This window comes from Hespellia stercorisuis DSM 15480 (assembly GCF_900142165.1).
GTDB lineage: Bacteria > Bacillota > Clostridia > Lachnospirales > Lachnospiraceae > Hespellia > Hespellia stercorisuis.
Genome location: NZ_FQZY01000009.1, coordinates 72,668 through 86,984, shown reverse-complemented (window position 1 = coordinate 86,984; position 14,317 = coordinate 72,668). Strand labels below are relative to the sequence as shown.

The following is a 14,317-nucleotide window of genomic DNA, read 5'->3' as shown; positions in this document are numbered from 1 at the left end:
CGACTTGGAGTACTCTGCCCATATGCGTTTTTGTCATTCATTTTCCTCCTTTAAGTATACATGGCACTGTGCACTTTCCGCAATAGCAAATATACCTTTTTGTATTATAAAGACTTGAAAATATTGGCGGATGCCGCCTTGATAAGTATGAATTTTACAGCTTGAAATGCTGTGAATGATGCTATGATAGCATACCGGTATCTGACTGTCAAGAAATAAAGACAGCGAGGTATATAAAGACATCGGGGGAACGATCATTCCCCCGATGTCTCATTTTACCTGCATAGTCTTTCAGAATCCTATCCTGTTTATTTCAGCACAACCTTACGGAAATTCTTCTTTCCTCGCTTCAGAACAAGCCCTTCTTCCGCAAATGCATCCCCACCGAACTCTGCGTGGATGTCTGCCACTTTTTCTCCATCCACGGAAACTCCGCCCTGCTGTACTGCACGACGCGCTTCTGACTTGGATGGAACCAGCTCACTCTTCACGAGCATTGTCAGAATGTCGATCTTTCCATCGGTCAGATCTTCTTCCGTCAGTTCGGTCGTCGGCATATCCGCCGCATTCCCCTGACTGAACAGTGCCTTTGCACTCTCCTGCGCTTTCTGCGCCTCCTCTTCTCCATGAACTAGCTTTGTCAGTTCGAACGCAAGGATTTCTTTTGCCTGGTTCAACTGACTTCCCTCCCAGCTGTCCATCTTGTCGATTTCCTCCAGCGGAAGGAATGTCAGCATACGGATACATTTCAGTACGTCTGCATCTGCCACATTTCTCCAGTACTGGTAGAACTCAAACGGTGATGTCTTCTTTGGATCCAGCCATACCGCACCGGACTGAGTCTTGCCCATCTTCTTCCCCTCGGAGTTAAGGAGCAGTGTGATGGTCATAGCGCTGGCATCTTTCCCGAGTTTTCTGCGGATCAGCTCCGTACCACCGAGCATGTTACTCCACTGATCATCCCCGCCGAACTGCAGGTTACAGCCATATTTCTGGAACAATGCATAAAAGTCGTAGCTCTGCATGATCATGTAGTTAAATTCCAGAAAGCTCAGTCCCTTTTCCATTCTCTGCTTGTAGCACTCTGCCGCCAGCATACGGTTTACGCTGAAGTGTGCTCCGACCTCACGCAGCAGATCTACATAATTCAGATCCATCAGCCAGTCTGCATTATTTACCATCAGAGCCTTGCCCTCTGAGAAATCAATAAATCTGCTCATCTGCTCCTTGAAGCAGTCACAGTTGTGCTGGATTGTCTCTGTTGTCATCATCTGACGCATGTCGCTTCTTCCAGACGGGTCTCCGATCATGCCCGTTCCGCCACCGATCAGAGCGATTGGCTTGTTGCCTGCCATCTGAAGGCGTTTCATCAGACAGAGTGCCATAAAATGTCCCACGTGAAGGCTGTCCGCGGTCGGATCGAAGCCGATATAGAAAGTTGCCTTTCCGTTGTTTATCAGGTCTGCAATCAGATCCTCATCTGTTACCTGGGCGATTAAGCCTCTTGCTTTTAATTCGTCGTAAATTTTCATGTGTAATCTCCTCTCTTTTTTGTGACCAGATTGTTTTGGTATATTTCCTATTCATTATAAAAATAGCCCCTCATCCTTATCAAAAAGGACGAGGGGCTAAAACTCGTGGTACCACCTTTATTCATAAACTACTCTCGCATGTTTATCTCTGTGAGTCTGTCTTAAATTCGTTAAAACCAAACATTCAAAACAACTCAGTCCGTTAACGTGAACCGCTCCGTCACAGCCTACTCGCACAAAACATACACGCATAAAATGAATGTTCCGAAAATATATGTCTGAAAACATATGCTCCGCTTTCGGTGTGAAGCTCCGAGATGTATTCATGACTGCCTTCCCACGCACCTCTCATCAACCGGTTACTTTCTGTGTGTTCTCTGCCATCACTACTTGTTCTCTTCTTCGCTTTTCGCTATTTAATTTGCGCAGATTCCACAGACAAAGTCTGCTTTGTATGGCATCTGCTCCATAACTTGCATAGTAACGCAGATCTACACGGTTTGTCAAGAGCCAATTTACCTGTTATTTCTCAATTCCTCCAGGCTTCCATCATCTGCAAGCACTCTGTCAATCACATCCGCCACACCATTCTCTACGTTCGTCTTCGCAATATATTTCGCCACGGCCTTCAGCTCATCGATCGCATTTCCCATAGCAACCGTCACACCGTAGTCCATAGAAATCATTGAATAATCATTCAGACTGTCCCCGAGCACCATAACTTCATCCATCGTATAACCGCGCTCTTCCATGATTTCCTTCAACACAAGGCCTTTCTGTGCACGAATATCAGTCACCTCGATATTGCTCTCAGAGGATGCCGCCGATGCAATTCCGTCCACATGCTCCAGATCCTTTTTCAGCTGTTCAATTACTTCAAGATTGGACGAGAAAATAAATACTTTATATACAAATGTGTTATTTTTGATCAGGGTCTCCACCGAATCGACATTCTGCATATTGTCCAACAGCCTGATAAACATCGGATCGGACTGAATCTCCTCCGTGGAATCTGTCTTCCGGAAGAATTTGAAATCCTCGATCATGGAGTCCACCATCTCCTCGTATGTACCGACCATGAAATCGCCTTCTCTGGTGAACAGCCGGACTGCCACCGGATACTTGTCTGCCATCTCGGTAATCCCGATCAGGCTGGCCGCCGTCAGCGGTGTCTTCCGCACGAGTCTTCCATCCTCCGACCAGACCTCCGCGCCGCTGGACATGATTCCAGCGCAGCGCATCCCTGCCTCTGCCATCACATCCTTTGTCATACTATAGTTTCGTCCAGTCGAGACCATGAACTCGATTCCCTGCTCTTTTGCCCGCTTAATCGCCGCTTTCGTAGTCTCTGAAATTTTATGTTCCCCATTTAGTAATGTACCATCTAAATCTGAGGCAATTAATTTTATCATCTGTCTGCTCCTTATTTCTATAATCGTTGTTTATCCGCAGTGCCCCCATCCACAAGACCTTCCATTTCTGATTTTCACATTTGTCCTGAGATGTAAAGAGCCCCTATCCGGTGATAGGGAGCCCCTGAAATCCATATTGAATTAAGACTTATTTTTTTACCAACATCTTTTTCTTGATAACAAAATGCACTATGACCATTATAACCAGTATAATAAATGCAATCAACGAAATCCTGCTAAAACTTGTTTTACGCAGTGCGTAAGAAAATCCCATTACAGAGAGCGAGAAAAGAATGATTGTGATTCCTCTTGGCACTGCATAGGCACGTATCGACTCCGCTGTATATTTGTCTGTTCCCATACGGGGGATTTTCTTTGTTGCGATTATGATGATTCCCTCAATTATAAAAAGCACCATAAGTGCCACGGTAACCATAAATGTGTCCATTTGTTTCCTCCTCTTTTGTCGTTTTTATAGATTCATTATACGCTTTTCTCCTGTCGGACACAAGAACTGTTCCGTAAAGCGGACATTCGCAATCCGCTCTGCTACTTGCTCATGAACATCATGCAGCTACGCTGCCCTTCAGGTCAAAAAGAGCCCCTGCCATCTTCTAAAATGACAGAAGCCCTGCTCGCTTTATTATTTTCAGATCATCTGTCTGGAAATTCTCCGCTCTTTTCTCGTCTCGGTCACATACACGACCTGATACATAATCAGCGACATCACTATGGCACCCATCACATCCACTACTGAATGCTGCTTCAGGAACATGGTTGCCAGAATAATGAGCCCTGCAAGACAGTAACTCGCAATCTGAACCCCTCTGTACTCCTTCAGCTTGTCACTGTGAGCAATTGCCACGCACACACCGATTGAATTGAACACGTGGATACTCGGGAACACATTAGTCGATGTGTCCGCCGCATAAAGCATCTTCACCATGTCCACAAATACATTGTCCCGGACGAATGTTGTCGGACGAAGCATCAGACCATTCGGAAAAACGGTGGATATCAGCAGGAATATGGTCATCCCGGTAAACAAAAATGTCGTTAATTTGTAAAAGCCCGGAACGTCCGTAAAGAAAAAGTACGCCACGACCACTACAATAAATATAAACCATAAACAATACGGCACTATAAAATACTCAACAAACGGAATCTTATCATCCAGACTACTGTGAATGATATAGTACCCGGTCGTCACATGGCGCTCCAGATACACAAACCAGGGCATATAAATAAAGACATAGAGCAAAACCCATGCATGTTTGTATTTTTTTAGTGCTGCCCCAATTTTATTCATATGAACAACTCCCCTTATATGCAAAACTTTCCACATATTAATAGTTTTTCTTATTTTCTCAAGAACGATTCGATTATAGCACTATTTTCTCAATAGAACAATCCAGTTCACAAAACCTTAATAATTCTTTTCGAAAATATACATTTCAAACCTCTTCTTTGCTTCTTCCAGCGCTTCTGGCGTCCGCAGCGTCCACGCCGCCGTCGGCACACGGTAAATGTGCTGGTTGATCCAGAACGACGGATTGCAGCTGTCCTTCAGCTTATAGGAAATAAAATCCGGCTTACAGAATGCATTGGCCAGCAGATTCTTCACAATAAACCGGAGAACATAAGGTGTCGATTTGTCATCCGCCGTCAGATTCGATGCCAGCTGTCCCCTGAGAATCCCCGGGCAGTTCACCTTGTACCATCTGATTGCCAGCGAATTAAACGACTGGATCAGATATTCCCCTTTGTAACCTGCCAGTTCCTGTCTCAGATACTTACACACTCTGGTATTGCGGTTCTGCATCTTGATTTCAATCAGAAGCGGAACCCTGCCATCCACGTAATCCAGGACCTCCGAGAGAAGCGGAATCTTCTCATAAGTGCCCTGAAGACTATATTTCCGTAGTTCTTCATAAGTCAGCTTTTCTATGGTTCCGTCGACGCCGCAGACCCGCTTCAGATCATCGTCGTGAAAGACCACAATTTTGGTGTCCTTCGTGAGATGCACATCCAATTCGATTCCGTAATTGTGATCGACTGCATTGCGAAACGCTGCCATGGAATTTTCCGGAATCATCTGCTCTTTATTATGGAGCCCCCGATGTGCCCACTCGATATGCATATATGGCGCAAATTTTTCTTTTCTCTTAAGATTGGGACATATCATATATGAGTATCCCCCAAGAAATGTCAATATAATCAATAAAATAATAATGCCTGTGTGTAACATGTTTTTTATCTCCTATTTTGCCACAATTACTCTCAACTGTTTCTCCGCCACAGTAGCAGAAATGTCCCTCTGCAGGAACACTGGCTCCCCGTCAGTATGAACCGGAAGTGCCTTCTCTGAGTGGATTCTGATGTCGGCTCCCCGATAAATGTCGACACCCCGGAATCTTACGTGATGCCCGTTAAATGCCGTCGGCAGAAGAAACAGAACCTTTTTCTTTGTCAGCTTTGACACCACGATCACATCCAGCAGCCCGTCATCCGTCTTCGCATCCGGACAAAACTTAAATCCACCGCCCTCGTAGCAGTGATTCATGACTGCAATAAAATAGGTCCCTGGAAACACCACCGGGTCACCGCCGTCCACCGACAGGCTCATGGTCACCGGCTCATCCAAAAACAGACGGTTCATGGCGATTCCCACATAGGTGAGCTTGCCCAACCTGAACTTGTTCAGCACCACCTTCAACCTGGAGACCACCGCCTGATGGCAGATTGCCGCGTCAAATCCCAGCCCGGTGCTGACCACAAAGCTTCTGGTCTTTTTCTGATAGTGGAGCACCCCCACATCCATCAATACGATGTGCTCTGCTGCCAGAATATTCTCCAGCGCCGCCAGCGGCTCCGTCGGCAGACCATAGCCTCTGGCGAAGTCGTTACTGGACCCGCTTGGGATATAGCCCAGAATCACCTTACTATAGTCTATGATCCCGTTGACTACTTCATTCACGGTCCCGTCCCCACCCAGAACGATGATCTTGTGGAAGCCACCGTCACCAGTCAGTTCCCGGACATATCTTGTGGCATGCTTCTGATATTTTGTAAAAAAGACTTCATAGACAATTTTTCGCTCGATCAGCACTGCATTTATCTGGTCCCAGATTTTTCGTCCCCTTCCGGAGCGCGAATGGGGGTTCACAATAAAAGTGTACATGTGCATTTCCCTCTCTGTTATTGTGTTATCTTTCCTTCATTTGTTCCTGTATGATTTTCCCTGTAAAGCGGACGGTCAGCTCAGTGTACTGTCCAGATATTTTTCCAGTGAGCGTCTCATATTCCCGTGGAAATCCGCCTCGCCCTCCCGCAGACACCACTCGAAAACGTTGCCGATCACGATCATACGTATGTCTGTGGTAAATGCCTCAATACCGACATTACATTTTACAATTCCGGCTTCAATCGCCCGCTCCACATAATGCTGTACCGTCACAATGGGATACGGCCGCTCTGTCCGGATTGCCGGATTCAGCGCCTGATTCTTCGGATTGTAATAACCGGACATAAACTCTACCCCCAGCTCCTCACAGTACTCTACATAATTCAGATATACGCGGATGATGGCAATCTTGACCTCCCCCGGGTTGCGCGGAAGATCCAGAAGATCCGGGTTGATGCTCGGCTGGTCCTCAATGTAGTAGGACAGCAGATCGTCCTTCGTCTTGAAGTGATGATAAAAGCTGCCGTTGGACACCCCCGCCTCCTCACATATATTTTTTATCGAGAGTTCATCATAGCCACTCCGCTGCAGGATGGTCTTGGCCGCACGAAAAATCCGTTCCTTCGTCTTTTTAGACTTTTGCTGCTGTTTGGATAACTCTATGTGTTCACTCATATCTTACTCCCTTTTTCGCTCTTTTTCTTCCGGCAGCGATGGTGAAAAGCTGCCGGACTGTCTCTGTGTTTCTTTTCTTGTCTTCATTTTAACACCTTTCTATATAAAATACCACCCAAAAACAGAGTGTACTCTTTTCGTTGCCATCCTCCGCGAAATTTAGTATAATCATACCGTACGAAAAAAGAAAGGGAACTATAATGCACCCGACATGATAACGAAAGAATCTTTAAATGCGCAGCACGACAGACTCATAGCTGCTGGATTCCTGAGTGTATTATACCAGAATATTTTTATGGATATTAATCAAAGACTGACCGAAGAACTGGATGTAAAACGCTGGCAGATTGACGCTGCCGTGAATTTAATAGACGAGGGGAACACCATCCCTTTCATCTCACGATACCGGAAGGAAGTCACCGGTTCACTGGACGACGAACAATTGAGAAAGCTCCACGAGCGCCTGCTCTACCTGCGCAATCTGGAAGAGAAAAAGGAACAGGTTTTGGGAAGCATCGAGGAGCAGGGCAAGCTCACTGATGCGCTAAAGGCGCAGATCCTTGCCGCTGAGACACTGGTCGTGGTGGAAGATCTCTACCGCCCGTACCGCCCGAAGCGCCGCACACGCGCAACCATTGCGAAGGAGAAAGGACTGGAGCCGCTGGCTGCCACCATCACGCTGCAAAAGGCGGATAAACCAATCATCGAGCTGGCACAGGCGTATGTGAACGTGGAAAAAGAAGTTGCCACCCCCGAAGAAGCTGTCGCCGGAGCGAAGGATATCATCGCGGAATCCATTTCCGATGAAGCAGATTACCGTATCTGGATTCGGAAACAGACCGCAGCAAAGGGAAAAATCATCTCGGCAGCGAAGGATCCGAAGGCCGAGTCTGTGTACGAGATGTACTATGAATTTGAGGAGCCTGTTTCCAGGCTGGTCGGCCACCGCATTCTGGCGCTGAACCGCGGGGAGAAAGAGAAGATCCTGAGCGTCAAGATCGAGGCCCCGGAGGAGGATATCATCCGGTATCTGGAAAAGAAAACGATTCATTCCGACAATCCGTACACCACACCCATTCTGAAAGAAGTGGCGGAGGACAGCTACAAACGTCTCATCGCACCGGCTATCGAGCGTGAGATCCGAAGTGATCTGACTGAAAAGGCGGAGGATGGCGCCATCGATGTCTTCGGCAAAAATCTGCACCAGCTTCTGATGCAGCCTCCGATTGCCGGGCAGGTCGTTCTTGGCTGGGATCCGGCATTCCGTACCGGCTGCAAGCTGGCCGTCGTAGATCCGACCGGCAAGGTGCTCGGAACCACGGTCATCTACCCGACCGCACCAACTACACCGAAGAAGATCCAGGCTTCTAAGGATCTGTTAAAGAAAATCATCAGCAAATATCACATTACCCTGATCTCTGTCGGGAACGGAACCGCCTCCCGCGAGTCAGAGCAGTTTATTGTAGAATTATTAAAAGAAATCCCGGAGAAGGTGCAGTACATCATCGTAAATGAGGCGGGCGCATCCGTCTATTCCGCGAGCAAGCTGGCATCCGAGGAATTTCCGAATTTCGACGTGGGACAGCGCAGCGCCACCTCCATCGCGAGACGTCTGCAGGACCCACTCGCCGAGTTAGTGAAAATCGATCCCCAGTCCATCGGAGTAGGACAGTATCAGCACGACATGAACCAGAAGAAATTGAACGAATCTCTGTCCGGTGTGGTGGAGGATTGTGTGAATAAAGTCGGCGTGGATCTCAACACGGCTTCTGCTCCACTTCTCTCCTACATTTCCGGTATCTCCGGCACGATTGCAAAGAATATCGTCATCTACCGTGAGGAAAACGGAAGCTTCACAGACAGAAAACAGCTTCTGAAGGTGCCGAAGCTTGGACCGAAGGCCTTCGAGCAGTGTGCCGGATTCATGCGCATCACCGGCGGAAAGAATCCACTGGATGGGACCGGTGTTCATCCGGAATCCTACGCAGCAGCCGAAAAGCTTCTGACAAAGCAGGGCTTCTCACCGGCAGATATCACCGGAGGCAATCTGACCGGATTGTCACTGACTATCAAAGATTACAAAAAGACTTCCGAAGAGCTGAGCGTCGGTGAGATCACGCTCCGCGACATCGTGAAGGAGCTTGAGAAACCGGCGCGCGACCCGCGTGATGAGATGCCAAAGCCAATCCTGCGCACCGACGTGCTGGACATGAAGGATCTGAAAGAAGGCATGATCTTAAAGGGCACCGTCCGCAATGTCATTGACTTCGGCGCATTTGTGGACATCGGCGTCCACCAGGACGGTCTGGTACACATCTCCCAGATCACGGATAAAAAGTACATCAAGCATCCCCTCGAAGTCGTGAGCGTTGGCGATATCGTGGACGTGAAGGTCATGAGTGTGGATCTGCAGAAGAAGCGGATTCAGTTGACAATGAAAGGGATAAGCTAAAAAGGGACAGAGCAAAATGTCAATTGGGGACGTAGTAAAATTGCAATTTTACTACGTCCCCAATTGACATTTTGCTCTGTCCCTTTTTAACCTTTTCGCCCTGCCCGATCGGCTCCGACTTCGATATTAAGATACTGCATATATTTTGAAAATGCTGACGGAATCGAATACTCTTTCTCCACCTCTGCGGGACTGGCAAATATCATGCTCTCCCTGCAGTTTTTCTCCAGCTCATCTACCTGTACCACATACCCGGTCATCTGCCATTCTATATGGCTGAAAATATGCTTCGCAGCAGGAAGTTTTTTCACACGTATCGGCGCCAGTCCGATTGTTCTGCTGTATTCGATGACCTCTTTTCTCGTCATCTCCCCCAGTTCATTCGGAAGCTCGTAAAGCCCGGCAAGAAGCCCCTCTGCCGGCCGCTTGTGGATTGCAACCGACTCTCCATCTTTGAAAATGAGAACCGTCCGCTTCTCAATGCGGCGGTCTTTTGCTTTCTTTTTGATCGGCAGTTCTCCCACAAGCCCCTCTGCCCTCGCCCTGCAGATATGTGCCAGGGGACAGATCCCGCACTTTGCCTCCCCGTTCGGAACACATACGAGGGCACCGAGTTCGATGAGGCCCTGGTTAAAATCACTCACCGCATCCTCCGGGATTACTTCCTCAATCGCCTTTTCCGCCATACTCCGGGCACTTGCTTTCATGATATCCTCATAGCTTGCCGTCAGCCGTGAGAACACCCGCATCACATTGCCGTCCACGGCGGGCTTTGGAATGCCGAATGCAAAGGAACCGATCGCCCCGGCGGTATAGTTTCCGATTCCGGTAAGCGAGTGGATAGCCTCATAGCTCTCTGGAAATTCTCCGTTGTAATCATACACGATCTGCTGTGCCGCCTTCTGCATATTGCGGATACGGTTGTAATATCCAAGGCCCTCCCAGAGCTTGAGCAGAGTATCCTCCTTCGCTGCAGCCAGATCCTGCACTGTGGGCAGAGTCTTCAGGAATCGCTCGTAATAGGGCTTTACTGCCTCCACACGGGTCTGCTGCAGCATAATCTCCGACACCCACACACGGTACGGCGTCACATTCTCCCGCCACGGCAGCTGCCGTCTGTTTGCGCGATACCACTTCACCAGCGGTTCCACCGCCTCCTTCAGCACAGGGCTGTATAAGACCACAGGCACGTTCTCCCTTATGGAAATGCTGTCTTTTGTCACATCACAGTCATAAGCGATTACGTGTACCCCCGTTTCTTTCGCCCTGCGCAAAGCCTCCCCGAAGGCCGGATGCGTATCCATATTAGGCGTCAGATAACGGACACCGCGCATCTGTACAACAAAGAAAACATAGGCCTCATAGCCCGCCTTCACCGCCTGTGCCAGTTCCTCCACATGCTTCACTGCGCGCTCACTCGGCGCGTCCGGGAAACGGACTACGCCCTCTTCCTCCAGTGTCACACCTTTGACCTCGATAAATATTTTTCTTCCCTGCACTTCCACATAGAGATCAAACCGCGAGTTTCCATACGTAGTCTCCGGGCGGATCAATGATGCTCCGGGAAATAAATTCCCAGCCTCGATCCACTCCTTCACCACTTTATTTGGAACCTGAGAGTCCATATTGATCATCCGTCCTTCTTTTTTCACAGCGATCAGATCCCACTTTGTTTTCCGCTCCGGATTGTCGCTCTCCTGTACAAAGACCTCCGCCCCCGGACGCAGCAATTCTGCGCACCGTCCCGTGTTCTTAACATGCACAGTTTCCTGTACACCTTCAATCTCCACACGGGCAATAAACCGGTTGGGACGCTCTATAAATTTTGCTTTTTTTATTCTCTCGTAATTCATGCATCTATACCTTTCACTTTCTTCTCACAAGTATAGCAGATTTGCAAAAAAGAGCAAAGTGTCTGTTTTCAGTCACTCCGCTCTTTTTTGTATGACAGATTTGGTATCTGTTCTCCAAAATCTTTACTTTTTATTCTGCACGATAAAGCAGATATTTCCTCAATCCATCACTTCGTGCTCCGCGCACTTGAAGTTGAATATGCTTATTCAGGATCAACCTGTGCCGCATAAAATAAGTTAGATTCGCTGACTGTCTGGCTCAGATCCAGTGTCACAGTAACACGGCTTCCCTCTGTCAGCCCGTCCACATTGATTGTTGCCCCATCTGTAGAAATTGCAAGTATTGCATTGTCATCTGTCGCCAGTTCAAAACTGTTCATGCTGGCACCCTGAACTGTACCGGTAATCCGAGACTGGTTATCCGTGTTGCTGTCCGCATCTGTAACCGTATACACTACCGCGTTGAGAGAATCTGAGATATCCCCTGTGTAAGTGATCGTCACTTCATTTCCCACAAGAATACCATTTGTATAATTCTGCTGTGCATTCGTGATATTAAATGCATAGTCCGCGTTATTAATGTCAAGTGTCAATACTCCGTCCGCTGTCAGGCTAACCACATAGCCTCCGTCTACCCGCATGTTGTCTCCGCTGTCACCGGCATCAGCAGTATCTCCGGCATCTCCAGTATCTCCGGTGTTTCCAGCATCACCCGCGTCTGCAGTGTTTCCAGCATCACCTGTGGGTGCCGGTTGTGCAGGTTGTGCAGGCTGTGCTGGCTGAGATGGCTGAGGATTCGCAGCAGCCGGTGCCGGCTGTGTCGGTGCGGGCGGTGCAGTGGTTGTCAGATAATCTCCATATACATACGCTGTGTTCCCATTATATGTGATTCTTGACCAGCCATTATCACAGGTTCCTGTTCTCGTCACCTCATCATTGGCCGCCAGTGTTCCCAGTACATTTGCGTTTGTAGTGTAGTTATCCCTCACATTGACTGATGCCGTCGCCCATACCGCTTCGTTGACGTCCTTAATTGCGACCTTTGCCTGTTCCTGCTTCACGTTGTCACTGTCATCAGTAATTTCTACCACCTTGACTCCCGATGTATCTGTACCGTTAATCGTCCCTGTATAGATGACATGGATCCAGTTTCCCGGCTCAATACCATTTTTATATACCTGCTTTGCACCCACGATGCTGAACACATACTCTTTTCCGTCATTCGTCTTCAGCGTAAGGGAGTTGTTCGAATATGCCTTCAGCGTTCCAACAATTTCCTGCTGCTTTGCCTCCGTCGTCTTTCCACCCTTGTCCTCCACTTCAGTTACAACCGCATTTGCCGTATTTGTTCCCTGGATTTTCCCATCATAGATAACCGTTACATTGTCACCGGCAAGCATATTTTTACAGGTAAACTTTGCCTTTGAAGTAATCTTGAAGGACAACTCCTCCTTCTTTTCATCTGTGATTACCAGCGTTCCATTCGTAAAGCTCTTCAACGAGCCGTCTACCTCGCCAACAGCCTCCGCTTTCTTGTCCGGTGTCGAGCCACTCGTGTCTTTTTTAGACGAACAGCCAGCCATAGAGAACGCCAGAACTGCCGCCAGTGCAACATAAAATCCTTTTTTCATTGTAAAATCTCCTTTCTTTTTTATTTATCATCTCCCTGTATCTTACACGCCCATTCTTCTCCAAATGAGCTCCATGTCCCCCAAAAGCAGCATTCCTTTTGTGTACTCCCGGTCTTGTTTCTATGCGTTAGAGAATCTTTGACAAAAAGTCCTGAAGCCGTGGTTCCTTCGGATGCTCAAAGAATTCCTTCGGTACGCCCTCTTCCTTGATCTGCCCGGCATCCATAAAGATTACCCGGGTTCCTACCTCTTTTGCAAATCCCATCTCGTGCGTCACGACAACCATGGTCATACCATCGCGGGCAAGCTTCTTCATCAATTCCAGAACCTCACCTACCATCTCCGGATCCAGAGCCGATGTCGGCTCATCAAACAGCATCACATCCGGATCCATCGCCAGCGAACGGATAATCGCGATACGCTGCTTCTGTCCGCCGGATAGCTGCGACGGGTAAGCATTTGCCTTCTCCTGTAGCCCAACCAGCTTCAGCAGCTCCATCGCCTCTTTCTCGGCATCCGCCTTGCTCTTTTTCAGGAGCTTGATCGGTGCCAGCGTAATGTTGTCAATAATCGTCTTGTGTGGAAACAGGTTGAAGTGCTGGAACACCATTCCCATTTTCTGGCGGTGTTTATCGATATCCGTCTTCTTACTCGTGATATCCACACCCTCGAAATAAATCTTTCCTGTAGACGGTGTCTCCAGAAGATTCAAGGAACGAAGAAATGTAGATTTCCCCGATCCGGATGGTCCGACAACCACGACAACTTCCCCTTTTTTTATCTCATTTGACACTCCGTTGAGGGCGTGCAGACGCCCCTCGTTGTAGATCTTATGCACATTCTCTACCTTAATCAAAACTTCTCCATTAGTGATCACTGTTACGCAGCCTCCTTTCCAGTATGCTTACAAGTTTAGTGAAAATCATAACCATAACCAGATAAATCAGAGCGACCGCAAGCAGCGGAAGGAGCGCATCGTACGTACGGCTTCGGATAATATCGCCACCCTTGGTCAGATCCTGCAATGCAATATACCCCGATACAGAAGTTTCCTTCAGCAATACGATAAACTCGTTGCCGAGAGCCGGCAGTACATTTTTAAACGCCTGCGGCATAATGATATACATCATGGTCTGTCTGTAGTTGAACCCCAGACTGCGTCCGGCCTCAAACTGACCTGCGTCGATGGACATGATTCCGGAACGGAATATCTCTGCCACATACGCACCCGAGTTCATACCAAATGCCAGTATTGCAACCAATATTTTATTAATATCCATACTTCCGAACACTACGAAATAAATGATCATCAGCTGGACAACGACCGGTGTTCCACGAATCACCGTAATATAGATGTTGCAGATTACATTTGCAATCTTCATCTTCCCTGTCTTGTCGTGGGTTGAGCGTACAACCGCCAGTATAAAACCGATCACCACACCCAGAATTACTGCCAGAAATGTAATCTCAAGTGTAACCTTCAAACCATCTGTCAGATAGTGCCAGCGGTCATCTGTTATAAAGTCCATGACGAATTTATCTTTGAAATTCTGCATCTTCATTCCTTCTCATTCTTTT

General features: G+C 47.9%; 13 protein-coding genes. 1 reads left to right on the top strand and 12 read right to left on the bottom strand.

Going from position 1 to position 14,317, the window contains the following annotated elements; all coding sequences use genetic code 11:
* Positions 1–308: 308 nt before the first annotated feature.
* The 8 genes from tyrS to BUB85_RS03375 form a co-directional block, all read right to left on the bottom strand.
* Positions 309–1,532 carry a tyrosine--tRNA ligase gene (tyrS, locus tag BUB85_RS03405; RefSeq protein ID WP_073105088.1) on the bottom strand — a complete coding sequence of 408 codons (1,224 nt, stop codon included), beginning with the start codon at positions 1,530–1,532 and terminating at the stop codon, positions 309–311.
* Positions 1,533–1,883: 351 nt separating this feature from the next.
* Positions 1,884–2,039 (bottom strand): hypothetical protein, encoded by a 156-nt coding sequence (locus tag BUB85_RS21385; protein WP_159434611.1) that lies wholly within the window; start codon positions 2,037–2,039, stop codon positions 1,884–1,886.
* Positions 2,040–2,047: 8 nt separating this feature from the next.
* Positions 2,048–2,944 (bottom strand): Cof-type HAD-IIB family hydrolase, encoded by an 897-nt coding sequence (locus BUB85_RS03400; RefSeq protein WP_073105085.1) that lies wholly within the window; start codon positions 2,942–2,944, stop codon positions 2,048–2,050.
* Between the two features lie 148 nt (positions 2,945–3,092).
* Positions 3,093–3,392 (bottom strand): hypothetical protein, encoded by a 300-nt coding sequence (locus BUB85_RS03395; RefSeq protein ID WP_073105082.1) that lies wholly within the window; start codon positions 3,390–3,392, stop codon positions 3,093–3,095.
* A 201-nt stretch (positions 3,393–3,593) separates the two neighbouring features.
* Positions 3,594–4,253 (bottom strand): phosphatase PAP2 family protein, encoded by a 660-nt coding sequence (locus BUB85_RS03390; RefSeq protein ID WP_073105079.1) that lies wholly within the window; start codon positions 4,251–4,253, stop codon positions 3,594–3,596.
* A gap of 117 nt (positions 4,254–4,370) precedes the next feature.
* The gene (locus BUB85_RS03385; protein WP_242945339.1) at positions 4,371–5,129 is read right to left on the bottom strand and encodes a glycerophosphodiester phosphodiesterase family protein; all 759 of its coding nucleotides are present in this window, start codon (positions 5,127–5,129) and stop codon (positions 4,371–4,373) included.
* Between the two features lie 75 nt (positions 5,130–5,204).
* The gene (locus BUB85_RS03380) at positions 5,205–6,125 is read right to left on the bottom strand and encodes a diacylglycerol/lipid kinase family protein (protein ID WP_073105072.1); all 921 of its coding nucleotides are present in this window, start codon (positions 6,123–6,125) and stop codon (positions 5,205–5,207) included.
* A 75-nt stretch (positions 6,126–6,200) separates the two neighbouring features.
* A complete protein-coding gene (locus tag BUB85_RS03375) occupies positions 6,201–6,803 on the bottom strand; it encodes a TetR/AcrR family transcriptional regulator (protein WP_073105068.1) in 603 nt (200 codons plus the stop codon).
* 295 nt (positions 6,804–7,098) lie between these two features.
* On the opposite strand from BUB85_RS03375, the gene BUB85_RS03370 reads away from it, so the two are divergent.
* Positions 7,099–9,255 carry a Tex family protein gene (locus tag BUB85_RS03370; RefSeq protein WP_073105168.1) on the top strand — a complete coding sequence of 719 codons (2,157 nt, stop codon included), beginning with the start codon at positions 7,099–7,101 and terminating at the stop codon, positions 9,253–9,255.
* Between the two features lie 86 nt (positions 9,256–9,341).
* Here the strand turns inward: BUB85_RS03370 and mutY are convergent, their stop codons facing one another.
* The 4 genes from mutY to BUB85_RS03350 form a co-directional block, all read right to left on the bottom strand.
* Positions 9,342–11,108 (bottom strand): A/G-specific adenine glycosylase, encoded by a 1,767-nt coding sequence (mutY, locus tag BUB85_RS03365; protein ID WP_073105065.1) that lies wholly within the window; start codon positions 11,106–11,108, stop codon positions 9,342–9,344.
* 203 nt (positions 11,109–11,311) lie between these two features.
* Complete coding sequence (locus BUB85_RS03360) at positions 11,312–12,739, bottom strand: SH3 domain-containing protein (protein WP_073105061.1); 1,428 nt, start codon at positions 12,737–12,739, stop codon at positions 11,312–11,314.
* Between the two features lie 127 nt (positions 12,740–12,866).
* Positions 12,867–13,616: an amino acid ABC transporter ATP-binding protein gene (locus BUB85_RS03355; RefSeq protein WP_073105058.1), complete on the bottom strand. Its 750-nt coding sequence runs from the start codon at positions 13,614–13,616 to the stop codon at positions 12,867–12,869.
* The gene (locus tag BUB85_RS03350) at positions 13,606–14,295 is read right to left on the bottom strand and encodes an amino acid ABC transporter permease (RefSeq protein ID WP_073105054.1); all 690 of its coding nucleotides are present in this window, start codon (positions 14,293–14,295) and stop codon (positions 13,606–13,608) included. Before BUB85_RS03350 ends, BUB85_RS03355 begins: the two co-directional genes overlap by 11 nt.
* Positions 14,296–14,317: the final 22 nt, after the last annotated feature.

Coding starts and splice junctions, on each gene's coding strand:
- tyrS (WP_073105088.1), bottom strand. CDS start 1,532: ATGAAAATTTACGACGAATTAAAAGCAAGAGGCTTAATCGCCCAGGTA.
- BUB85_RS03400 (WP_073105085.1), bottom strand. CDS start 2,944: ATGATAAAATTAATTGCCTCAGATTTAGATGGTACATTACTAAATGGG.
- BUB85_RS03395 (WP_073105082.1), bottom strand. CDS start 3,392: ATGGACACATTTATGGTTACCGTGGCACTTATGGTGCTTTTTATAATT.
- BUB85_RS03390 (WP_073105079.1), bottom strand. CDS start 4,253: ATGAATAAAATTGGGGCAGCACTAAAAAAATACAAACATGCATGGGTT.
- BUB85_RS03385 (WP_242945339.1), bottom strand. CDS start 5,129: ATGATATGTCCCAATCTTAAGAGAAAAGAAAAATTTGCGCCATATATG.
- BUB85_RS03380 (WP_073105072.1), bottom strand. CDS start 6,125: ATGTACACTTTTATTGTGAACCCCCATTCGCGCTCCGGAAGGGGACGA.
- BUB85_RS03375 (WP_073105068.1), bottom strand. CDS start 6,803: ATGAGTGAACACATAGAGTTATCCAAACAGCAGCAAAAGTCTAAAAAG.
- BUB85_RS03370 (WP_073105168.1), top strand. CDS start 7,099: ATGGATATTAATCAAAGACTGACCGAAGAACTGGATGTAAAACGCTGG.
- mutY (WP_073105065.1), bottom strand. CDS start 11,108: ATGAATTACGAGAGAATAAAAAAAGCAAAATTTATAGAGCGTCCCAAC.
- BUB85_RS03360 (WP_073105061.1), bottom strand. CDS start 12,739: ATGAAAAAAGGATTTTATGTTGCACTGGCGGCAGTTCTGGCGTTCTCT.
- BUB85_RS03350 (WP_073105054.1), bottom strand. CDS start 14,295: ATGCAGAATTTCAAAGATAAATTCGTCATGGACTTTATAACAGATGAC.